General features: G+C 67.0%; 19 protein-coding genes. 8 read left to right on the top strand and 11 right to left on the bottom strand.

Annotation, left to right across the window (positions count from 1 at the left end; translation table 11 throughout):
• Positions 1-40 precede the first annotated feature (40 nt).
• Positions 41-1,462 (top strand): short-chain fatty acyl-CoA regulator family protein, encoded by a 1,422-nt coding sequence (locus AB0L82_RS03555; protein WP_364630419.1) that lies wholly within the window; start codon positions 41-43, stop codon positions 1,460-1,462.
• A gap of 47 nt (positions 1,463-1,509) precedes the next feature.
• On the opposite strand, the gene recG is transcribed toward AB0L82_RS03555, so the two are convergent.
• The gene (recG, locus tag AB0L82_RS03550; RefSeq protein ID WP_364630416.1) at positions 1,510-3,777 is read right to left on the bottom strand and encodes an ATP-dependent DNA helicase RecG; all 2,268 of its coding nucleotides are present in this window, start codon (positions 3,775-3,777) and stop codon (positions 1,510-1,512) included.
• On the bottom strand, positions 3,778-5,634 hold the full coding sequence (locus AB0L82_RS03545) for a DAK2 domain-containing protein (protein ID WP_364630413.1): 1,857 nt from the start codon (positions 5,632-5,634) through the stop codon (positions 3,778-3,780). It lies immediately after the preceding gene.
• 312 nt (positions 5,635-5,946) lie between these two features.
• Here AB0L82_RS03545 and rpmB point away from each other — a divergent pair, with 312 nt between their 5' ends.
• Complete coding sequence (gene rpmB, locus AB0L82_RS03540) at positions 5,947-6,138, top strand: 50S ribosomal protein L28 (RefSeq protein ID WP_039799620.1); 192 nt, start codon at positions 5,947-5,949, stop codon at positions 6,136-6,138.
• Positions 6,139-6,230: 92 nt separating this feature from the next.
• On the top strand, positions 6,231-6,725 hold the full coding sequence (locus AB0L82_RS03535; RefSeq protein WP_364630410.1) for a GNAT family N-acetyltransferase: 495 nt from the start codon (positions 6,231-6,233) through the stop codon (positions 6,723-6,725).
• A gap of 15 nt (positions 6,726-6,740) precedes the next feature.
• Here the strand turns inward: AB0L82_RS03535 and AB0L82_RS03530 are convergent, their stop codons facing one another.
• Genes AB0L82_RS03530 through AB0L82_RS03520 form a run of 3 tightly spaced genes read right to left on the bottom strand, consistent with a single transcriptional unit; the run spans position 6,741 to position 8,770 of the window.
• Positions 6,741-7,010: a hypothetical protein gene (locus AB0L82_RS03530; protein ID WP_364630407.1), complete on the bottom strand. Its 270-nt coding sequence runs from the start codon at positions 7,008-7,010 to the stop codon at positions 6,741-6,743.
• A 36-nt stretch (positions 7,011-7,046) separates the two neighbouring features.
• Positions 7,047-7,724 carry a uracil-DNA glycosylase gene (locus AB0L82_RS03525; protein WP_364630404.1) on the bottom strand — a complete coding sequence of 226 codons (678 nt, stop codon included), beginning with the start codon at positions 7,722-7,724 and terminating at the stop codon, positions 7,047-7,049.
• A 47-nt stretch (positions 7,725-7,771) separates the two neighbouring features.
• Positions 7,772-8,770, bottom strand: coding sequence for a thiamine-phosphate kinase (locus tag AB0L82_RS03520; protein ID WP_364630401.1), 999 nt, complete (start codon positions 8,768-8,770; stop codon positions 7,772-7,774).
• A 165-nt stretch (positions 8,771-8,935) separates the two neighbouring features.
• Between AB0L82_RS03520 and AB0L82_RS03515 the strand changes: the two genes are divergently transcribed.
• The gene (locus tag AB0L82_RS03515; RefSeq protein WP_364630398.1) at positions 8,936-9,712 is read left to right on the top strand and encodes a DUF3515 domain-containing protein; all 777 of its coding nucleotides are present in this window, start codon (positions 8,936-8,938) and stop codon (positions 9,710-9,712) included.
• A 1-nt stretch (position 9,713) separates the two neighbouring features.
• Here AB0L82_RS03515 and AB0L82_RS03510 read toward each other — a convergent pair whose 3' ends face one another.
• From AB0L82_RS03510 to AB0L82_RS03500, 3 genes are all read right to left on the bottom strand, one after another.
• The gene (locus AB0L82_RS03510; protein WP_364630395.1) at positions 9,714-10,037 is read right to left on the bottom strand and encodes a DUF6191 domain-containing protein; all 324 of its coding nucleotides are present in this window, start codon (positions 10,035-10,037) and stop codon (positions 9,714-9,716) included.
• A gap of 53 nt (positions 10,038-10,090) precedes the next feature.
• Complete coding sequence (locus AB0L82_RS03505; protein WP_364630392.1) at positions 10,091-11,191, bottom strand: D-alanine--D-alanine ligase family protein; 1,101 nt, start codon at positions 11,189-11,191, stop codon at positions 10,091-10,093.
• Positions 11,192-11,276: 85 nt separating this feature from the next.
• Positions 11,277-12,272 carry an NAD(P)H-dependent glycerol-3-phosphate dehydrogenase gene (locus tag AB0L82_RS03500; protein WP_364630389.1) on the bottom strand — a complete coding sequence of 332 codons (996 nt, stop codon included), beginning with the start codon at positions 12,270-12,272 and terminating at the stop codon, positions 11,277-11,279.
• A gap of 152 nt (positions 12,273-12,424) precedes the next feature.
• Here AB0L82_RS03500 and cofC point away from each other — a divergent pair, with 152 nt between their 5' ends.
• From cofC to AB0L82_RS03485, 3 genes are all read left to right on the top strand, one after another.
• Complete coding sequence (gene cofC, locus AB0L82_RS03495; protein WP_364630386.1) at positions 12,425-13,261, top strand: 2-phospho-L-lactate guanylyltransferase; 837 nt, start codon at positions 12,425-12,427, stop codon at positions 13,259-13,261.
• Positions 13,262-13,323: 62 nt separating this feature from the next.
• Positions 13,324-15,513 carry an RNA degradosome polyphosphate kinase gene (locus AB0L82_RS03490; protein ID WP_364630383.1) on the top strand — a complete coding sequence of 730 codons (2,190 nt, stop codon included), beginning with the start codon at positions 13,324-13,326 and terminating at the stop codon, positions 15,511-15,513.
• Positions 15,510-16,466, top strand: a complete 957-nt coding sequence (locus AB0L82_RS03485) for a bifunctional NUDIX hydrolase/histidine phosphatase family protein (RefSeq protein ID WP_364630380.1) — start codon at positions 15,510-15,512, stop codon at positions 16,464-16,466. The genes AB0L82_RS03490 and AB0L82_RS03485 overlap by 4 nt, the downstream gene beginning before the upstream one ends.
• A 195-nt stretch (positions 16,467-16,661) precedes the next feature.
• On the opposite strand, the gene AB0L82_RS03480 is transcribed toward AB0L82_RS03485, so the two are convergent.
• The 3 genes from AB0L82_RS03480 to leuC all read right to left on the bottom strand — a co-directional run bounded on the left by AB0L82_RS03480 (position 16,662) and on the right by leuC (position 19,548).
• The gene (locus AB0L82_RS03480) at positions 16,662-17,303 is read right to left on the bottom strand and encodes an HU family DNA-binding protein (protein WP_364630377.1); all 642 of its coding nucleotides are present in this window, start codon (positions 17,301-17,303) and stop codon (positions 16,662-16,664) included.
• Between the two features lie 156 nt (positions 17,304-17,459).
• Complete coding sequence (gene leuD, locus AB0L82_RS03475) at positions 17,460-18,068, bottom strand: 3-isopropylmalate dehydratase small subunit (RefSeq protein ID WP_153807886.1); 609 nt, start codon at positions 18,066-18,068, stop codon at positions 17,460-17,462.
• Positions 18,069-18,123: 55 nt separating this feature from the next.
• Positions 18,124-19,548 carry a 3-isopropylmalate dehydratase large subunit gene (leuC, locus tag AB0L82_RS03470; protein WP_364630373.1) on the bottom strand — a complete coding sequence of 475 codons (1,425 nt, stop codon included), beginning with the start codon at positions 19,546-19,548 and terminating at the stop codon, positions 18,124-18,126.
• Positions 19,549-19,686: 138 nt separating this feature from the next.
• Between leuC and AB0L82_RS03465 the strand changes: the two genes are divergently transcribed.
• Positions 19,687-20,388 carry an IclR family transcriptional regulator gene (locus AB0L82_RS03465; RefSeq protein ID WP_364630371.1) on the top strand — a complete coding sequence of 234 codons (702 nt, stop codon included), beginning with the start codon at positions 19,687-19,689 and terminating at the stop codon, positions 20,386-20,388.
• Positions 20,389-20,477 lie beyond the last annotated feature (89 nt).

Here is a 20,477-nt window from a genome sequence, read left to right as displayed (position 1 = left end):
TTGCGATGTTTGCGAAGCGCGATCGGTAGCATCCTGCACTGTGCGCAAGATGTATGCGGGTGCTCGACTACGGCGGTTGCGCGAGGAACGGCGAATGACCCAGGCGGCCCTGGCCAAATCCCTGGATCTCTCGCCCAGCTACCTCAACCAGCTCGAGCGGGATCAGCGGCCACTCACCATTCCGGTACTGCTCAAACTGAACTCCACGTTCGATCTCGATGTGCAGTTCTTCGCCGCGGACTCCGATGCCCGGCTGGTCTCGGACCTACACGAGATACTGGTCGAGGCCGCGGGCGGTAATGCGGCGCCGGTCGCCGAGGTGGAAGATCTGGCCACCCGAATGCCGGAAGTCGCGAAAATCGTTGTGGCCATGCACCGCCGACTACGCGCGGCCACCGATCAACTCGATCTGCTGTCCTCGAAGGTGGCCACCCCCACCGGGGCCCCGGGCGTGCCCATGCCCTACGAGGACGTGCGAGATTTCTTCTACGACCACCACAATCACATCGCGCAATTGGATCTGGCCGCCGAGCGGCTGTTCGAGGACTGCGGGCTGACGGTGGGCTCGCTGGACCGCCAGCTCGCACGGGTCGCCGAGGAGCGCGCGGGCGTCACCGTGCTGGTGCGCGGCGACGGCGCGGACCCGAATGTGCCCAAGCGCCACTATGAACCGGAAACCCGCACCCTGACCCTGGCGCGGCGGTTGCGCCCCGGACAGCGCGCCTTCCAGATCGCCTCGACGCTGGCATTCCTGTTGCACGGCAACCTACTCGACGAGGTGCTGGACGAAACCCCCTCGCTCAGTGGGGAATCGAGAACCCTGGCCCGCATCGGCCTGGCCAACTATTTCGCGGGCGCACTCGTATTGCCGTACAGCAAATTCCTGCGCTCGGCCGAAGAACTACGCTACGACATCGACCTGCTCAGCCTGCGTTTCGAAGTCGGCTTCGAAACCGTCTGTCATCGCCTGTCCACCCTGCAACGCCAGGGCCAGCGCGGGGTCCCCTTCTTCCTCATACGCACCGATCGCGCGGGCAATATCTCGAAACGCCAGTCCGCCACCGCCTTCCACTTCTCCAGAGTCGGCGGCAGCTGCCCGCTGTGGGTCGTGCACGAGGCCTTCGCCCATCCGGGCCGCATGCTCACCCAGGTGGCGGCCATGCCGGACGGCCGCCGCTACCTCTGGATCGCTCGCACCACCACCCCCACCCCGACCGGATTCGGCACCGCCGGAAAGGAATTCGCCATCGGGCTGGGCTGCGATATCGAATACGCCGATCGCCTGTCCTATTCCCGCGGGCTGCAATTGGACGATCCGGCCGCGGCGATACCCATCGGCGCGGGCTGCAAGGTCTGCGAGCGCCCCAACTGCGCCCAGCGCGCGTTCCCGCAAATCGGCCGCCCCCTGGCCATCACCGAACACACCAGCAGCGATCTGCCCTATCCCCGCCTGCCCCGCTGAGGAGGTGCGTGTAATGGCGTCGGCGAACGCCATTACCCGCACGGCGGTCAGGATTTGGCCAGGTACTCCAGGCGCTCGCCGTCGACGGCGGCGTGCATCATGCTGGCCAGGCCCGGATGTTTCTTCAGCCCCGGATCGGATTCGGTTACCTCCCTGGCCAATTGCTGCGCCGCGGTGATCACCTCGAGATCGTCGAGCAGCGACAGCAGGCGCAGGCTGCGGGCGGTGCCGGATTGCGCCGAACCCAGCACATCGCCCTCGCGGCGCTGGCGCAGGTCCAGCACCGCGAGTTCGAAACCGTCGGTGGTTCCGGCGACCGCCTCCAGGCGCGCCATGGCGGTGCCGACCGGACCGGATTCGGTGATGAGCAGGCACAATCCGGGGTGTTTACCTCGGCCCACGCGGCCACGGAGCTGGTGCAGCTGGCTCACCCCGAAGCGGTCGGCGTCCAGAATGGCCATGACGGTGGCGTTCGGAACGTCAACGCCCACTTCGACAACCGTGGTGCAGACCAGCACATCGATCTCGGCGTCGTTGAAGGCGCGCATGACCCGGTCCTTCTCATCCGAGTGCAGGCGGCCGTGCAGCAGCCCGACGCGCAGGTCCTTCAGCGGCCCGGTGCTCAGCATCTCGAAGATGTCCACCGCCGAATGCGTGGTGGGGCCTTCCTTCTCCTCTTCGGACTTCTTGCGGCCCTTGGTCTTTCCGTTCTCCTCTTCATCGCCGATGCGGGAGCACACCACATAGGCTTGGCGACCCGCCCCCACCTCTTCGTGAATGCGTTCCCAGGCGCGATCCACCCAGGACGGTTTCACCTTGGCGGGCACCACTTTCGAGGTGATCGGCGACCGGCCGCGCGGCAGCTGGGTCAGGGTGGAGGTTTCCAGATCGCCCAGGGTCGTCATGGCGATGGTGCGCGGGATCGGGGTCGCGGTCATGACCAGCAGATGCGGACTGATGCCGTTCTTCGCCTTGGCGCGCAAGGCATCTCGCTGTTCCACGCCGAAGCGGTGCTGTTCGTCGACGATCACCATGCCGAGATCGAAGAACTCGACCGAATCCTGAATGAGGGCATGCGTGCCGATGAGAATGCCCGCCTCACCGGTGACGGCGTCCAGCAGCGCGGCGCGCTTCTGACCGACCGACATGGAACCGGTCACCAATACGACCTTGGTGGCGATATCGGCCGCACCGAGTTCACCGGCGGTGGCGAGATCGCCGAGCATCGCCTTGAGCGAGCGATAGTGCTGGGAGGCAAGCACTTCCGTCGGCGCGAGCAGGGCGCACTGCTGGCCGTTGTCGACCACCTGGAGCATGGCGTGCAATGCGACGATCGTCTTACCGGAGCCGACCTCGCCCTGGAGCAAACGGTGCATGGGGTGGGTGCGGGACAGATCGGCGGAGATCTCGTCGATCACCGTGCGCTGCCCCTCGGTCAGTTCGAAGGGCAGGCGTTTGTCGAACGCGGCGGCGATACCGTCGGTGCGGGGCAGGCTCGGTTTGGCGGTGCGGCCCTCGGCCTGATGCCGTCGCTCGGCGAGCACCAGTTGCAGAGCCAGGGCTTCGTCGAAACGCAGTCGGCCCCTGGCCTGATCGATATCGGTCTTGCTGTCGGGTAGGTGGATCAGGCGCAGCGCGTCCGAGACCGGCAGCAGCGAATGCTCCTCGAGCAGCTCCACCGGGAGCGGATCCTCGATGGGGTCGAGCTGATCGAGCACCTGGCGCACACAGCGCAGCAGATCCCAGCTCTGCACCTTGGCCGTGGCCGGATAGACCGGGATGAACTCGCGTTCGAAGAACGAGACGTCCACGCCGCCCGCGCCTTTCGCGGTCGCCGCCAGACCGCGCAGCGCACCGCCGCCGCGCACCGAGGTGAGGTTCTCGATGGAACCGCCCTCCTTATCGGGCAGGATCAGGTAATCCGGATGCGAGAGATTCCAGCGGTCCGGCCGCCACCAGTGCACGGTGCCGGACATCATGGCGCGCACACCCTCCTTCACCAGATGGCGCACCTTGTCGCCATTGAAGAAGGTGACCTCGATGGGTTTCGAGCCGCCGGTGTCCAGGCTCACCTTGAGCAGGCTGCCGCGCCGATTCTTCATGGGGCGCAGATCGGTTTTGGTGACCCGGCCCATGACGGTGATGTGCTGGCCCTCCTCGGGCGCCTCCTCGGTGAGGGGCTGGCCCTGGGTGGCATAGCGCAGCGGATAGTGGCGCAGCAGGTCCTCGACGGTATGCATATCGAAGGCCTCGGCCAGCGGTTCGGCGGCTTTCACCCCGAGCACATGGTCGAGCCGATCACCCAGTGTCGCCACCTATTCCACCCCGATCTGCACCAGATCACCGGCCTGCCCGCCGGGATACGTCACCACCTCGACACCCGGGAACGCGGCGCCGATGTGCTCGGCCAACTCCTGCGAAAGTCCCTGCGGCGCATCCGCGCCGATGAGCATGGTGACCAATTCGCCACCCAGACCCAGCATTCGATCCAGCAGCGTACGCCCGGCCGCGCGCGGATCGGGATCGATCACCACCACATCGTGCCCGACCAGCCCGAGACCGTCGCCCGCATCGCACATGCCGACTATGGTCAGCGCGCGTTCCGGCGCGATTCGCAAAGCGCCCCAACGGGTTCCGGCGGCCGCCTCGGACATGGCGAAGACATCGTCGGCCGCGGCCCGCCCGGCGTCGTGCATGGACAGCGCCGCCAGCCCCTGCACCATGGACCCGCTCGGCAGCATGAGCACATCCCGATTGCCGTCGCGCGCGGCCACACTCACCGCCATCAACTCGTGCGCGGGCAGGGCCCCGTTCGGCAGCACCAGCACCTCGCGATGCGGCAGCCGCCGGATCCCGGCCAGCAGCGACTCCGCCGTCACCCGCCCCTGGAGCACCTGCGCCCCGGCGTCCTCGAACAGCCGCACCACCCCATCCCCGGTGGCCACCGCCAGAATGCCGCGCTCCCCCGTACCCAGCGGTACCGGCCCCGCTGCCGCCAGCGTCTCGATCCGAATTCCGCTCAGCTCCCCGGCCGCGATCCCCGCCTCGACCGCCGCCCCGGCATCGGCACAGTGCACATGCGCCGACCAGGTTCCCGCCCCATCCCCCACCACAACCACCGAATCCCCCAGCCCCCCAAGCTTTTCGCGCAACTCGGCCACACCCGCCTCATCGGCCCCGGTCAGTAGGAACATGACCTCATAGTGCGGTGCCCCACCGACAAGTGCGTGCGCGACACTGTCATTCGCATGCCCCGCACCGTCATTCGCATGCCCGGCACCGTCATTCGCATGCGCGTCACTGTCATCGAGCGACCCCGCCCCCGATCCGGGCATAACTCCCCCGCCACCCGGCCCGGCGGACACCGCGCGTTCGGCCTGCCGCAGATACTCGGGACGGTCCGGAGCCTGCCCACCGGTGGCGACCACCAATTCATCGAGCAGCACGAGCAGCCCGCGCGCTCCGGCGTCCACCACCCCGGCGCGGCGCAGCACACCCAATTGCGATGTCGTCTCGCCCAGCGCCTTGGCCGCCCCGTCGGCCGCGGCCAGCGCCACCGCGCGCAGGGTCTGTTCCGTACACTCCGCCGCGTGATCGGCCGCCCGATCCAGCACGGTGAGCATGGTCCCCTCCACCGGCGAACTCAGCGCCCCGCGCACCAGTCGCGCGGCCCGGCGCAGGGCCAGTCGCAGCGTCGCCTCGGTGAGGTCTTCATCACGCACCGCATCGGCCACCCCCCGCAGCACCTGCGAAAGGATGATCCCCGAATTCCCCCGTGCCCCGATCGTCGCCGCCCGCGCCATGGCCGAGGCCACAATTCGCGCGGGCACCCCACCGGCCGCAGCCTCCGGCGATCCGGCGGCCGCGTGACCACTCGCGGCCCGCGCACCCGGCGACGTGGTGCCTTCCGATTCCGCGCGCCCGCTCTCCGAGGTCACCGCGAGACCGGTGGACTCGACGATCCGGCGGTTCGTGACCCGGTGAGCCGCCTCTTCGGCGGCATGGATCGCGGCGCGCATGGTGGCCAGCAGGTTGGTCCCGGTATCGGAATCCGCGACCGGGAACACATTGAGGGCGTTGATCTCATCGCGGTGCCGTTCGAGCCCGGACAGGCAGGCCTGTCCCCAGCGCAGCAGCGCCTCACCGTCGAGCACGTCCCCTACCCCGGGCACCGGCACCGTCCTTTCACCGCACATCAAAGTCGCTGTTCCCCCGGCTGCCAGCCTAGTCCGGAGTGTGGACACCGCGCCGTCACCTGCCGTTCGTTCGCAAGGCTCTCCCAGCGAAGTGGGGGGCAATTGGACACGACATGCGGGCGGCGGTTACTCTTGCACGGTTGCCCGACGCGGGCACTGATCCTTCTCAGGCATCAGAAACGCGTTCGCTAGCGATTCGCTGGCAGGCACGTCCCCAGACATTACGTTTCCGGACACGCTGTTTATTCGAGCAGCGCGTCCCAACATGACATGAAGGAGCTCGCGACTATGGCTGCCGTCTGCGACGTCTGCGCCAAGGGCCCCGGCTTCGGTAAGTCGGTTTCGCATTCGCACCGGCGCACCAACCGTCGTTGGAATCCGAACATTCAGACCGTGCGCGCCCAGGTTGCCCCCGGCAACACCCGCCGCATGAACGTGTGCACCTCCTGCCTGAAGGCCGGCAAGGTCGCCCGCGGCTGATTACCGCTTTTCTGTAAGAGCCCCGGCACCCACAATGGGTGATCCGGGGCTTTTGCTGTGCTCCGGGCACTTTGGGACCGCAGGGGTCGAAAATGAGTGAGTGGCAGGTGCTTCCGCTCGAGGCCGAACATGTGCGCAGCATGGCCGAATGCCATATCGCGTGCTGGCGCGAGGCGTATCAGGGATTGGTGCCCGCGCATGTGCTCGACGCGTTCGATATCGATAGGCGCGCGGCGGCGTGGGAGAAGATCCGGGTGAACTATCCCGGTCGCAATGTGGTCGCCGTCGTCGACGGCACTGTGATCGGATTCGCCAGTGCCGGACCGGCTCGCGATGAATCACCCGTCGCGGAACGCGAAATCAGCGCCATGTATGTCCGGAAAGCCTGGTACGGCACCGGAGTAGCGCACACCCTCATGGAAACGGTGCTGGCCCAGGACGCCGATACCTCACTCTGGGTGTTCGAGGAGAATCCGCGTGCCCGGGCCTTCTACCGCAAATTCGGCTTCGAGCCCGACGGTGAACGCCGAGTCGAAGCCTTCACGCCCTCCATCGAAATTCGAATGGTGCGCCGCGCGGGGCGCTGAGGGCGTCGGGCTCGATCAGCGATCGCCGGTGAAGCAATCCAGGTTCTGGCTGATCGTCATCGGCAGGCAGGCGATCCGCGAGGTCACCTGCGAGCTCATGGTGGTGGCGCTATTGGTGTCGAACAAGCTCGCCACCTGGGTGCCACCTTCGGTCGTCGTAGCCACCGGCGCGTCGGTGAAGGGCTCCAGCGTCAACGGCGCGGCATTGGCCGCCGCGGGAGCGGCGGCGAGGGCCGCTCCCGCCGCCAGCACCACGAAAACACCACGGGCAGTCTTGTTCTGCATTCACATGCTCCTGAATCGGATCAACGGATTCGCGCTCTAGGGCAGACGCCAGTCCACCGGCGCGGCACCCAATGTACCCAGCAATTCATTGGTTCGGGAGAACGGGCGCGATCCGAAGAATCCGCGCGAGGCGGACAACGGTGAGGGATGGGCGGATTCGATGTAGGGCGTGGACCCCAGCATCGGCTTCAGAGTGGAGGCGTCCTTACCCCACAGAATGGCGACGAGCGGCTGATCACGGGCCACGAGCGCGCGAATTGCCTGCTCGGTCACCGCTTCCCAGCCTTTACCGCGATGCGAGGCCGCCTGGCCCGGCTGCACGGTGAGAACTCGGTTCAACATGAGCACACCCTGATCCGACCACGGCGACAGATCACCGTTCGACGGCATCGGCAGTTCGAGATCCTTGGTGAGCTCGGAGAAGATATTGGCGAGGCTGCGCGGCACCGGTTTCACATCCGGTTCCACCGAGAAACTCAGCCCCATGGCATGGCCGGGAGTGGGGTACGGATCCTGGCCGACGATGAGAACCCGGACCTTGTCGAACGGTCGCTGGAAGGCGCGCAGCACATTCTCCCCCTTGGGGAGATAGCCACGGCCTGCGGCGTTTTCGGTACGGAGGAATTCGCCCATCTCGGCAATGCGATCGGCCACCGGTTCCAGGGCCTCGGCCCATCCTGAATCGACGACCTCCGACAGCGGTTTGTTGCCCATGTCGGGAGAACTTATCGTGGCGAGTTTCGCGAGGGAAGACCGCCCACCTATGCGAAGGATTCCCAACCGGTAAGTCCGTTTCGGGCGATACCGTCCACGGTCACACCGGAGCCCTCGGTGACGCGGCCGATACGCACCCAACCTGCGGGAAGATCAACGGCATCAGTGAAAGTCGCGGCGAAGGCATGATCCTCGCCGCCGGTCAGAATCCAGTCGAGGGCGTTCGCGCCGACCGCGTCGGCGATCACCTCCAGCACCGGATCGCGCAGTGCGACGGAGTCGAGATCGACAGCCACACCGGAGGATTCGGCGATATGACCCACATCGGCGAGCAGGCCGTCCGAGACATCGGTGAGGGCGGTGATCCGCACCGTATCCGGCAGCGTCAGCACCTTCTCGTACGGCGGCTGCGGAACCTTGTGCACGGCAATGACATCCGCGAAACGTGAGGTGTCGACGCAGCGGAAATGCTCCGGCTCGACGCCGCCGTGCAGCAGCGCGAAACCCGCGCCGGACCAACCCAGCAGTCCGGCCACGGCGACGATATCGCCCGGCCGCGCACCGGATTTCAGGATCGGCTCGCGTCCGGCCGGATCACCGAACGCGGTCACCGAGATCACCAGCAGCGGTGCGCTCACCACATCGCCGCCCGCGATGGACGCACCCGCGCGCTCGGCCTCGGCCCACATGCCATCGGCGAGATCGGTGACGAAATCGATCGGGGTCTCGGGCGGGCAACCGAACGAGACGACGAACGCACTCGGCGTGGCTCCCATCGCCACGACGTCGGCCGCGTTCTGCGCGATCGCCTTGCGCCCGATGTCATGCCCACTGGACCAGTCCAGCCGGAAATGCCGGTCTTGCACCAGCATGTCCGTTGTCACCACGAACCGCTCATCGGGTGCCGCGACTACCGCCGCATCATCCCCCGGCCCGAGCAGCACCCCCGGCCCCTGCTTGCGCCCCGCGTTGATCCGGGCGATCACCCCGAACTCCCCCACCTCCCGCACCGTCACCGCAGCACTGCCGTACCCCGGAAACTTCATACGGGAGCCACGACGCTGACTGCTGCTGGCGGTGATGACGGTCTCCTCGGCAATGAGTGGGCTGCGGACGCTCGACCTGGAAACGGTACCCTCGGACACGCAATCGACGACCACCAGCCGGGACGCGCTGTGCCCGGCCCGGCACGATCGGGGACCGACAACCGGATGAGCACCGACACCCACGGCAGCGACGCCACCGAACCCGGCACGGTAGATATCGCCAAGCCCGCCGCAGACGCGAGTGACAGCGCTGCCGCCGATACGCGGGCGGCCGCCGAGGAGTCGAAGTCCAGCACGACCACCGAGCCTGCGAACTCGGCGGGCAGTGGCGCACAGGCGGCCGATGCGGCCGCCGCGGGCGCGGAGAAGTCCACGGACACCGGCGAATCCGATGACGAACCGGCCGAACGCCGCTCACCCGCGCTGATCGCCACCGCCGTCGCACTGCCGATCGCACTCGTGGCGGGCGTGCTGGTGATGGGTGTGCTCGCCAATCGGCATCCCGCGCGCGAGCCGCTGGTGCTGGGTGCGGTGCAGGCCCCCGCCGCGGCTGGGCCGCTGTGTTCGGCACTGCTGCCCGCACTGCCCGAGAAGCTCGGCGACTACACCACTTCCGAACTGGTGCAGCCCGCGCCGGTGGGTGCGAAGGCGTGGCAGCTGTCGGACGGCGGGGACGCCATCGTGCTGCGCTGCGGGCTGGATCGGCCGCTGGAATTCAATCGCGCCTCACCGTTGCAGGTCGTGAACGGCGTCAACTGGTTCGATGTGCGCGATCAGACCAGCGGTGCGGCCTCGGGCACCTACTGGGCGGTGGATCGCGGTACGTACATCGCGCTGACCATGCCCGACAATGCGGGACCGACTCCGCTGCAGGAGATTTCGGACGCCGTCAGCAAGGCGATGCCGCAGCAGGCGCTGGATCCGGGACCGCTGCCGAACTGAATCAGAGCTTGGGCAGCCGGGCTTTCCCGGTGGTGAGATCGATCTTCATACCGTCGGTGCCATCGCCCGGATTCTCGCGGTGCATCAGCACCGACTGCCGCTGTTCGAATTCGTGCTTCTTACCGGATTCGAAGACCGAGCCGAATTGCTCGAACCCGATGGCGGCCGCGCTGCGATTCTCATCCTCGCTGCCGCGCATCCACGGGAGCCCGGTGCGGCCCGTCACCTTCCGGTAGCCGACCTCCGCGAAGGCGACCACGATTATCAGAATCGCCAGGCCGGGGATGGTCATCGCCATGAGCACGCCATCCAGGGTACTCAGCACCCGGCGGCTGCCATCGACCTCAGGTCTGATGGCAGCTCCACCGGTTGGGGGAGTCAGCGCAGGCCGGTGCCCCGGGCCAGCGCGGTTTCCACGAGCGTGGTGACCAGCTCGCCGCGGTCGATGCCGGTGGCCTCCCACATGCGCGGGTACATGGAGATGGCGGTGAAACCGGGCATGGTGTTGATCTCGTTGATGACCGGGCCGTCCGCGGTGACGAAGAAGTCGACGCGCGCGAGTCCCTGGCAGTCCAGGGCCTGGAACGCCCGCACCGCGAGTTCCCGAATCTGTTGCGACACATCGTCGTCCAGCTTGGCGGGGACGTCGAATTCGCAGACGTCGTCGAGGTATTTGGTGTCGAAGTCGTAGAACTCGGGGCCCTCGGGGGTTTCCTCCGGCATCCGAATCTCCGCCACCACACTGGCTTCCACCCGGCCGTCCGGGAATTCCAGTACGCCACACTCGACTTCGCGGCCGATGATGCCGGCCTCGATGATCACCTTCGGATCATGCTGGCGCGCAACGGCGATAGCGGCGTCGAGCTCATCCCAGCCATCGACCTTGGTGATGCCGATCGAGGATCCGCCGCGCGCGGGCTTGACGAACACCGGCAGCCCCAGCCGATCACGATCGGCCTCGGCGAGAGTCGCGACACCCGGCCGCAGCACCACCTGAACGCCGACCGGAAGACCTTCCGCCGCAAGAAGTTTCTTGGTGAACTCCTTGTCCATCCCGGCGGCGCTGGCCAGTACACCCGGCCCGACATACGGCACCCCGGCGAGTTCCAGCAGCCCCTGCAGGGTGCCGTCCTCACCGAATGGGCCGTGCAGCACCGGGAAAACCACATCCACGCTGCCGATCGCCGCGTCCGCGCTGTCGAGTGGAACAAGTCCGCCCGCGCGACTGGGATCAGCGGCCAGGGTCAACTCGGTGCCGATCGAATCCACCGACGGCAGTTCCCGGCTCGCGTCCGCGGTGAGCGCGTGCGAGTCCGCGGCATTGAGCACCCAGGTGCCGTCCCGGGTGATGCCGATCGGAACCGCCTCGTACCGTTCGGGATCGAGGCTGCCCAAGACCGTACGGGCCGACACACACGAGACGCCATGCTCGTTGCTGCGCCCGCCGAACACCACCGCCACCCGGATCCTGTTGGTCATGCCCGGAACCATATCCGGCGGTGATGGCAGTGCGGTTACGCGGTCGCCCCAGGTCGCGTCGCAATCGCGCCACGCCGCACCGCAATCACTCGGACTTGAGCCGCCGCCCCAGCAGCTGTCCGACCGCATCGGCGGTGGGCAGCCCCTCGTGGCAGACCTGATGCATGGCATTGGTCAGCGGCATCTCGACCCCGTGCGCGGCGGCCAGCGCCCGCACCGATGTGCAGGACTTCACACCCTCGGCGACCTGGCCATGAGTGGCCTGCTGGGCGGCCTCCATGGTGCCGCCCGCGCCCAGCACATGACCGAAGGAACGGTTGCGCGAGAGCGGTGAGGTGCAGGTGGCGACCAGATCGCCGACCCCGGCGAGTCCGGCCAGGGTCACCGGTTCCGCGCCGACCGCGACGCCGAGCCGGATGATCTCCGCGAGCCCGCGGGTGATGAGGCTGGCAATCGAGTTGTCGCCCAACCCCATTCCGGAGGCGATACCGCAGGCCAGCGCGATCACGTTCTTGCAGGCGCCGCCGATCTCGCAGCCGATCACATCGTGATTGGTGTACGGCCGGAAGTATCCGGTGGCGCTGGCGTGCTGCACCGCTTCGGCCCGCGCGGTATCGGTGCAGGCGACGACGGTGGCGGCGGGCTGCCGATCGGCGATCTCGCGCGCCAGGTTCGGCCCGGACAGCACCGCGACCCGGCTCGGATCCGCACCGCTGACTTCGGCGATGACCTGACTCATGCGCAGCAGGGTGCCGGTCTCGATGCCCTTGGCCAGACTCAGCAGCGTGGCGTCCTCGGGAATGGCGGGCTGCCATTCGGCGAGATTGGCGCGCAGCGATTGCGATGGCACCGCGAGCACCACGATGTCCGCGCCTGCCAACGCGATCCGATGATCATCGGTGGCGGCGATCGGCGGCAGCGTCACCTCGGGCAGATACCAGGGATTGCGATGTTCGGTGCCCAGCACTTTGGCCACCTCCGGCCGTCGCGCCCACATCGTGACGTCGGTTCCCGCCTCCGCCAACACCTTCGCGAACGCGGTCCCCCACGACCCCGCCCCCAACACCGCTGCCCTAGCCATCTGCCCAATATAAGCGCGCCCGAAATCCACCGCGCCGAGCATCGCAAACCGGGTACTCCGGGCGCGGGGAAGCCAGAGCGGGTACTACGGGTTATCGAGCTAGGTGGGCGGGCGCTCACACCCCCGTGACTTTGGAGTGGGAGGATTCGGGCATGCGCACGACCGAGTGCATCGACGCCGATGGTTCGCGGCCGTCTCGATTCTGGACTGACGGAGCGGAGGAGCGCAGCGGAGGAGCGGAGGAGGGAAGAATCGAGACTTCCCGGGCCGCGAACCCCGCCCGGAGCGCAGCGGAGGGCAAATTGGGCACCGTGCACGCCGTGATCGCGGTGAAGAATCTCGAGCTGGCCAAGAGCCGGCTCGCGGATCGGCTGCTGCCGCGCGATCGGCCCAGATTGGTGCTGGCGATGCTGACCGACACCGTGACGGCGGCGGTCGCCACGGCGAGCGTCGCGTCGGTGACGGTGGTGACGCCGGATCCGGTGGTGCGTGAATTGGTGCGCGGGCTCGGTGCGCGCGTACAGCCCGAACCGGCGATTCCGGGTGGGCTCAATGCCGCGCTGGCGGCCGGGGCGGCGGCGATCAGGAGTGCGCACGGTCCGGTCGATCTGCTTGCGCTGCAGGCTGATCTGCCCGCGTTGCGGTCGCGCGAACTCGCGGACATGGTGAGTGCGGCGAAACATCGACGCTCGGTGGTTGCTGATCATGACGGCAGCGGCACCGTGGCATTGCTCGTCCGGGATCCGGGCACCGCGCTGGATCCGCTTTTCGGCCCCGATTCGGCCCGCAGGCATATCGCGGCGGGCGCGGTGGAATTGCTCGGTGACTGGCCCGGATTACGGCAGGACGTGGACACGGCGGCGGATCTGGATCGCGCCGCCGCGCTCGGCGTCGGAGCGGCCACGGACACGCTGCTCAGTGAAATCGGCGTGTCGCAGGCGTGTCGGGGAGTCGAACAAGTACAGCGAACAGGTTCCTCACTGTGCTGACCGGGCGTGATCTGCGCTGCAATGGACGGTGTCAGAACGGCACCCCGCACACGACATAAGGAATGATCGTGAGAGTGAGCGATACGGATACCGTCAAGCAACCGCCGCTACTACCCGCGGCCCCGCCCGCGGCAACCCCACCGCCCACTGCCACGGCAGCGGCACGTTTGCCACAGGATCGGTACCTGAACCGAGAACTCAGCTGGCTCGATTTCAACGCGCGCGTTCTCGCGCTCGCCGAGGACACCTCGCAACCATTGTTGGAGCGGGCGAAATTCCTCGCGATTTTCGCGTCCAATCTCGACGAGTTCTATATGGTGCGCGTCGCCGGGCTCAAACGCCGCGCCGAAACGGGTTTGTCGGTGCGGTCCGCCGATGGGCTGTCCCCCACCGAACAGCTGGAGATGATCGCGGCCCGCACCCAGGATCTGGCGCACCGCCATGCCCGGGTGTTCCTCGATCAGGTGCTGCCCGCCCTCACCGCAGAGAACATCGCCATCACCCGCTGGGCCGATCTCGACGACGGTGAAAGGCAGCGGCTGTCCGGGTATTTCCAGGATCAGGTCTTCCCGGTGCTGACCCCGCTGGCCGTCGATCCGGCGCACCCGTTCCCGTACATCAGCGGATTGAGCCTGAATCTCGCTGTCACGGTGAAGGATTCGGTCACCGGCGGTGAGCACTTCGCGCGCGTCAAGGTGCCCGACAATGTGGACCGCTTCGTGCGCGTGCGCCGTTCGCCGCGCGAATCCGGTGCGGCGCAAGGCACCGGACTGGCGCCCTTCCTGCCGATGGAAGAGCTGATCGCCGCGCACCTGGATCAGCTTTTCCCGGGAATGGAAGTGGTGGAACACCATTCGTTCCGCATCACCCGCAACGCCGACCTCGAGGTCGAGGAGGACCGCGACGAGGATCTGCTGCAGGCCCTGGAGCGCGAACTCGCGCGCCGCCGCTTCGGATCGCCGGTGCGCCTCGAGGTCTCGGACGATATGACCGAGCACATGCTCGATCTGCTGCTGCGCGAACTCGATGTCGATCCCGGCGATGTCATCCAGGTGCCCGGCCTGCTCGACCTGTCCTGCCTGTGGCAGGTGTACGGCGTGGACCGTCCCAATCTCAAAGACGCCCCGTACGTGCCCGCCACCCCGCCCGCCTTCGGCGAACGGGAAACGCCCCGAAACGTTTTCGCGGCGCTGCGCGAGGGCGACGTACTGGTGCACCACCCGTACGACTCCTTCTCCACCAGCGTGCAGCGCTTCATCGAACAGGCCGCGGCCGATCCGCAGGTGCTGGCGATCAAGCAGACGCTGTACCGAACCTCGGGTGACTCCCCGATCGTGAACGCGCTCATCGATGCCGCCGAGGCCGGTAAGCAGGTGGTGGCACTGGTCGAGATCAAGGCCCGCTTCGACGAGCAGGCCAACATCAAATGGGCTCGCGCACTGGAACAGGCGGGCGTGCACGTGGTCTACGGCCTGGTCGGTCTCAAGACGCACTGCAAGACCTGCCTGGTGGTGCGCCGCGAGGGTGCCACCATCCGCCGCTACTGCCATATCGGCACCGGTAATTACAATCCCAAGACCGCGCGCCTGTACGAGGACGTCGGCTTGCTCACTGCCGCACCGGAAATCGGCGCGGACCTGACCGATCTGTTCAACTCGCTCACCGGATACTCCCGAAAATCCAGTTACCGCAACCTGCTCGTCGCGCCCATCGGTGTGCGGCAAGGGATTATCGAGCGCATCGAGCGCGAGGTGGAACTGGCCGCCGAGGGCGCTCCGGCGCGAATCCGCTTGAAGGCCAACGCGCTGGTCGATGAGCAGATCATCGACGCGCTGTACCGCGCGTCGCAGGCGGGCGTGCCCGTACAGGTCGTGGTGCGCGGTATCTGCGGGCTGCGCCCGGGCGTGCCCGGGATGAGCGAGAACATCGAGGTGCGCTCGATTCTCGGCCGCTACCTGGAGCATTCGCGCATCCTGCACTTCGCCGCCCAGGATCAGTACTGGATCGGCAGCGCCGATATGATGCATCGCAATCTGGACCGGCGCGTGGAAGTGCTGGCGCAGGTGAAGGATCCGAAGCTGGCACAGCAGTTGGGCGAGGTCTTCGACTCCGCGCTCTACCCCACCACCCGCTGCTGGGTACTGCGGCCCGACGGCAGCTGGGTCGCCCAGCCCGATCCCGATGTCGCCGGTGAAGAGATTCGCGACCATCAGGACTACCTCATGCGACTGCGGCGTCCGGATCGCCCGTGACACCACCGGACTACTCCCCCGCCGCCGATTTCCCGGATCCCCGGGTGAAAGCCAACATTCCGGCCGCGGGGGCCGTGCTGTGGCGTTACGCGCCCGATGGGGCCATCGAGATCGCCCTCGTCCATCGACCCAAGTACGACGACTGGTCACTGCCCAAGGGCAAGGTGGACCCGGGTGAGAGCCTGGTGATGACGACGGTGCGAGAAGTGGCCGAGGAGACCGGGATCCACTCCCGGCTCGGCCGCTACCTCGGCCACGTCACCTATCCGGTGACCGGACATCGCAAGCTCAAGCGCGTGGACTACTGGGCCGCACAGATTCTCGACGGCGATTTCGAATCGAACTCGGAAGTCGATGTGCTCCAGTGGCATCGGATCGACGGGCTGATGGACGCGCTGTCCTATCCCATGGATCGCCACATCGTGCGCAATTTCCTTCGGCTGCCGCCGGATACGGCCACCATGCTGCTGGTGCGCCACGCCAAGGCGGGCCGCCGGGATCGGTTCGCCGGTGCGGACGAGGACCGTCCGCTCGAAAAGGCCGGGCGCGCACAGGCTCGCGATCTGGTGCCGAATCTGCTGGCGTTCGGCCCCACCGAAATCCATTCCGCCCCACCGGTGCGCTGTGTCCAAACCGTGACCCCGATCGCCGAAAAGCTGGGCCTGGACATCGAACTGGAGCCGCAACTGTCCGAAACCGGTTACGCCGCCGCCCCGGACACCGCGCGCAAGCGCATTCGGGATCTGGCGGCCGAGCGGGAGATTCCGGTGATCTGCAGTCAGGGCAAGGTGATTCCGGATCTACTGGAGTGGTGGGCGGCCAAGGACGGCGTCACGCTGCCGCCCGCCCGTAATCGCAAGGGCAGCGTCTGGGTGCTCTCGGTGCAGCAGGGCCGGCTGGTCGCCGCCGATCATCTCGATCGCGCATTGAACCCGACCGACATTCGGCGCTAGGGCATTTCGAGCCGCCGGGATATTTCGCACTACAGTTTTGCGGCAATTACCCGGCGGCCGAACCATTTCCGGCCTCTGACGGGCCGAATGCCTCCGAACAACTACCCCCGAACGTGCGAAACGGCCCGGCGATGCCGGGCCGTCTCACATGTTGTGCGGTGCCGAAAACCCGTCAGCGACGGGCTGTTCGAGCGATCAGCGGCGAGCGGTGCGCTTCGCCGCGGTCTTCTTGGCCGGAGCCTTCTTGGCCGGTGCCTTCTTGGCGGCGGTGGCCTTCTTGGCGGCGGTCGCCTTGACGGCGGTCTTCTTGGCCGGCGCCTTCTTGGCGGTGGCCTTGGTGACCGTCTTCTTGGCAGCAGCCTTGGTCGCCGTCTTCTTGGCGGTGGCCTTCTTGGCCGGAGCCTTGGTCGCGGCCTTCTTCGCCGTGGTCTTGGCCGGTGCCTTGGTGGCGGCCTTCTTGGCGGTCTTCTTGGCAGCGGCCTTCTTCGCACCGGCCGGCTTGCCCGACACCGGAGCAGCCACACCACGTTTCACGGCCGGGCCGCTCGCGGTGATCTTCTGCTTGCCGGCGATGATCGCCTTGAACTGAGCGCCGGGACGGAAGGCAGGCACCGAAGTCGGCTTCACCTTGACGGTTTCGCCGGTGCGCGGGTTACGAGCAACGCGCGCCGCGCGCTTACGCTGTTCGAACACACCGAATCCCGTGATGGTGACGCTCTGACCTTTGTTCACAGCACGCACGATCGTATCTACCATCTGCTCGACTGCAGCAGTAGCGGTGCGCCTGTCAGTACCCAACTTCTCGGTCAGAACATCGATCAGTTCCGCCTTGTTCATTGAATCCTCCGCAGACTAATGGCCCGTCGTCGGACCGACTAGGTACCACGGTAAACCTTCTTTGAGCAAGAGTCTATCTGCCACACCCATTTTGATGAGAGATGGCACACGACCAGCTACCTCGTTTGGGGGCGTTCAGCTAACGCCCCCCAATGATTACGTCTGCGAAATACGCGCCGGAATGGTGGTGGGTTTCCATGTCGGCCTTGCGTTTTCGAACTGACCGATCTGGTCGCTGTGCCGGAGAGTGAGGCCGATGTCGTCCAAACCTTCCAGCAGGCGCCACCGCGTGTAGTCGTCAATATCGAACGGCAACACGACCGTTCCGGCCGTCACGGTGCGCGCCTCGAGGTCCGTCGCCAATTCCAAACCGGGCTGTTCCTCGAGCAGTTTCCAGAGCAATTCCACATCGCTCTGCGCCATCCGAGCCGTCAGAAGCCCGTCCTTACCGGCGTTTCCGCGGAAGATGTCCGCGAAGCGGGACGAGATCACCACGCGGAACCCGTAGTCTTTCAGCGCCCAAACCGCGTGCTCGCGTGAGGAACCGGTACCGAAATCCGGACCGGCGACCAGCACACTGCCGCGGTTGTAGGGCTCGGCGTTCAGAATGAAGTTCGGATCCGTTCGCCATGCCGCGAAGAGTCCGTCCTCGAAACCCGTTCGGGTAACGCGCTTCAGGTAGACGGCGGGGATGATCTGGTCGGTGTCGACGTTGGATCGGCGGAACGGAACGCCGATCCCCTTGTGGACCTTGAAGGCTTCCATCGTGTTTCTCCTGATGTCTGTGAGGGCAGCGGATTACGGGCCGGTAAAGCCGAAATCAGTTGAGATCCGCCGGTGAGGACAGGGTTCCGCGCACCGCGGTGGCGGCCGCGACCAGCGGCGACACCAGGTGTGTGCGACCGCCCTTGCCCTGTCGCCCTTCGAAGTTCCGGTTCGAGGTGGAGGCACAGCGCTGACCGGGCGAAAGCTGATCGGGGTTCATTCCCAGGCACATCGAGCAGCCCGCCTGCCGCCATTCCGCGCCGGCCGCGGTGAAAATCTCGCCCAGCCCTTCGGATTCGGCCTGCGCGCGCACCCGCATGGAACCGGGAACGATCAACATGCGCACGCTCTCGGCGATCTTGCGGCCCTTCAAAACATCGGCCACCGCACGCAAATCCTCGATACGGCCATTCGTGCACGAGCCGACGAAAACGGTATCCACGGTCAACTCGCGCAACGGGGTGCCCGGCGTCAGGTCCATGTACTGCAACGCCTTTTCGGCGGCCTGACGCTCGTTCTCGTCCACGATCTGCTCCGGGTCCGGCACCGATTCCCCCAGCGGCAGGCCCTGTCCCGGGTTGGTGCCCCAGGTGACGAACGGGGTCAGCGCGCTCGCGTCGATATGCACCTCGGCATCGAAAACCGCGCCCTCATCGGTCTTCAGGGCGTCCCAGGCGGCGACGGCGGCATCCCAATCCGCGCCCTCGGGGGCGTGCGGGCGGCCCTTCAGGAACTCGTAGGTGATCTCGTCCGGGGCCACCATGCCCGCGCGCGCACCGGCCTCGATGGACATGTTGCACATGGTCATCCGGGCTTCCATGGACATCGAGCGCACGGCCTCACCGCGGTACTCGAGCACATAGCCCTGGCCGCCGCCGGTGCCGATCTGCGCGATGACCGCCAGAATCACATCCTTGGAAGTCACCCCGTCGGGCAGCGTGCCGTCGATATTGATGGCCATGGTCTTGAACGGGCGCAGCGACAAAGTCTGCGTTGCCAGAACATGTTCCACCTCGCTGGTGCCGATACCCATTGCGAGCGCGCCGAAAGCACCGTGCGTGGAGGTGTGCGAATCACCGCAGACGACGGTGGTGCCCGGCTGGGTCAGACCCAGCTGCGGACCGACAACGTGCACGATGCCCTGATCGAGATCGCCCATGGGGTGCAGGCGAACACCGAATTCCTCGCAGTTCTTGCGCAGGGTGTCGACCTGCAGCCGCGAGATGGGATCGGCGATCGGCTTGTCGATATCGATGGTCGGGACGTTGTGGTCCTCGGTGGCGATGGTGAGATCGGGGCGGCGCACCGGGCGACCGGCCGCGCGCAGGCCGTCGAACGCCTGCGGGCTGGTGACCTCGTGCACCAGGTGCAGATCGATGTAGATGAGGTCGGGTTCGCGATGCGCGCCTTCACCTTCGCCTTGGACGACGACGTGCTGGTCCCAGACCTTCTCCGCCAGAGTGCGTGGCCGCTCGGCCATATCTCCATCACCTCTCGATAGACATTCCCGTGCCGGGGCTGTTGGCGCGGGGAGCGCCCGACCACCCGGGCCGAATGGCTCCGGGGCCTGGGCGACGCGGTTTGCGTTTCCCAGTATGCGAGACGCTAATATCGTTCTATGAGACAGCATAGCGGTATCGGTGTTCTGGACAAAGCCATGGCGGTCCTGCACGCCGTAGCCGAGCAACCCTGCGGCCTCAATGAGTTGTGCACCCGCACCGGCCTGCCCCGCGCCACCGCGCATCGCCTGGCCGTGGGCCTGGAGACACATCGCATGCTGGCCCGCGACAGCCAGGGCCTGTGGCGCCCGGGGCCCGCGCTCTCGGAGCTGGCTACCACCGCGAGCGATCCGCTGCTGGACGCGGCCGCCACCATCCTGCCGCGCCTGCGCGAGATCACCGGCGAGAGCGTGCAGCTGTATCGGCGGGATGGCAACGCGCGCGTCTGCGTGGCCTCGATGGAGCCCGCGTCCGGGCTGCGCGACACCGTTCCGGTCGGGGCGCGCATGCCGATGACCGCCGGCTCGGCCGCGAAAGTCCTGCTGGCCTGGGCTGATCCGGATCTGCAGCGCACCGTGCTGCCCGAGGCGGTCTTCGGTGAGCGCGCGCTGGCCGAGGTGCGGCGGCGCGGCTGGGCGCAGAGCGCGGCCGAACGGGCGGCGGGCGTCGCCAGCGTTTCCGCGCCGGTGCGCGACGCGACCGGTGTGGTGATCGCGGCCGTTTCGGTCTCCGGGCCGATCGATCGGATGGGCCGCCGCCCGGGCGCGCGCTGGGCCGCCGATCTCGTGGCGGCGGCGGACGCGTTGCACAAACGCCTCTGACGGGCCCGCACAGCCGTTTTCACGCCCCCGCCGGGAATCCGGTGGGGGCGTCGGCGTTTTCGGGCCGCAGCGGGACGATCAGCGCATCC

Origin of the sequence: Nocardia sp. NPDC052001 (assembly GCF_040680615.1) — a bacterium.
In the GTDB taxonomy this organism is placed as follows: Bacteria; Actinomycetota; Actinomycetes; order Mycobacteriales; family Mycobacteriaceae; genus Nocardia.
This window is presented reverse-complemented; position numbering and strand designations above follow the sequence as displayed.

Excerpts from the sequence above, each read along its gene's own strand:
- rpmB (WP_039799620.1), top strand. The coding sequence starts at position 5,947 with ATGGCTGCCGTCTGCGACGTCTGCGCCAAGGGCCCCGGCTTCGGTAAG.
- AB0L82_RS03535 (WP_364630410.1), top strand. The coding sequence starts at position 6,231 with ATGAGTGAGTGGCAGGTGCTTCCGCTCGAGGCCGAACATGTGCGCAGC.
- AB0L82_RS03530 (WP_364630407.1), bottom strand. The coding sequence starts at position 7,010 with ATGCAGAACAAGACTGCCCGTGGTGTTTTCGTGGTGCTGGCGGCGGGA.
- AB0L82_RS03525 (WP_364630404.1), bottom strand. The coding sequence starts at position 7,724 with ATGGGCAACAAACCGCTGTCGGAGGTCGTCGATTCAGGATGGGCCGAG.
- AB0L82_RS03520 (WP_364630401.1), bottom strand. The coding sequence starts at position 8,770 with ATGAAGTTTCCGGGGTACGGCAGTGCTGCGGTGACGGTGCGGGAGGTG.
- AB0L82_RS03515 (WP_364630398.1), top strand. The coding sequence starts at position 8,936 with ATGAGCACCGACACCCACGGCAGCGACGCCACCGAACCCGGCACGGTA.
- AB0L82_RS03505 (WP_364630392.1), bottom strand. The coding sequence starts at position 11,191 with ATGACCAACAGGATCCGGGTGGCGGTGGTGTTCGGCGGGCGCAGCAAC.
- AB0L82_RS03500 (WP_364630389.1), bottom strand. The coding sequence starts at position 12,272 with ATGGCTAGGGCAGCGGTGTTGGGGGCGGGGTCGTGGGGGACCGCGTTC.
- cofC (WP_364630386.1), top strand. The coding sequence starts at position 12,425 with ATGCGCACGACCGAGTGCATCGACGCCGATGGTTCGCGGCCGTCTCGA.
- AB0L82_RS03490 (WP_364630383.1), top strand. The coding sequence starts at position 13,324 with ATGATCGTGAGAGTGAGCGATACGGATACCGTCAAGCAACCGCCGCTA.
- AB0L82_RS03480 (WP_364630377.1), bottom strand. The coding sequence starts at position 17,303 with ATGAACAAGGCGGAACTGATCGATGTTCTGACCGAGAAGTTGGGTACT.
- leuD (WP_153807886.1), bottom strand. The coding sequence starts at position 18,068 with ATGGAAGCCTTCAAGGTCCACAAGGGGATCGGCGTTCCGTTCCGCCGA.
- leuC (WP_364630373.1), bottom strand. The coding sequence starts at position 19,548 with ATGGCCGAGCGGCCACGCACTCTGGCGGAGAAGGTCTGGGACCAGCAC.
- AB0L82_RS03465 (WP_364630371.1), top strand. The coding sequence starts at position 19,687 with ATGAGACAGCATAGCGGTATCGGTGTTCTGGACAAAGCCATGGCGGTC.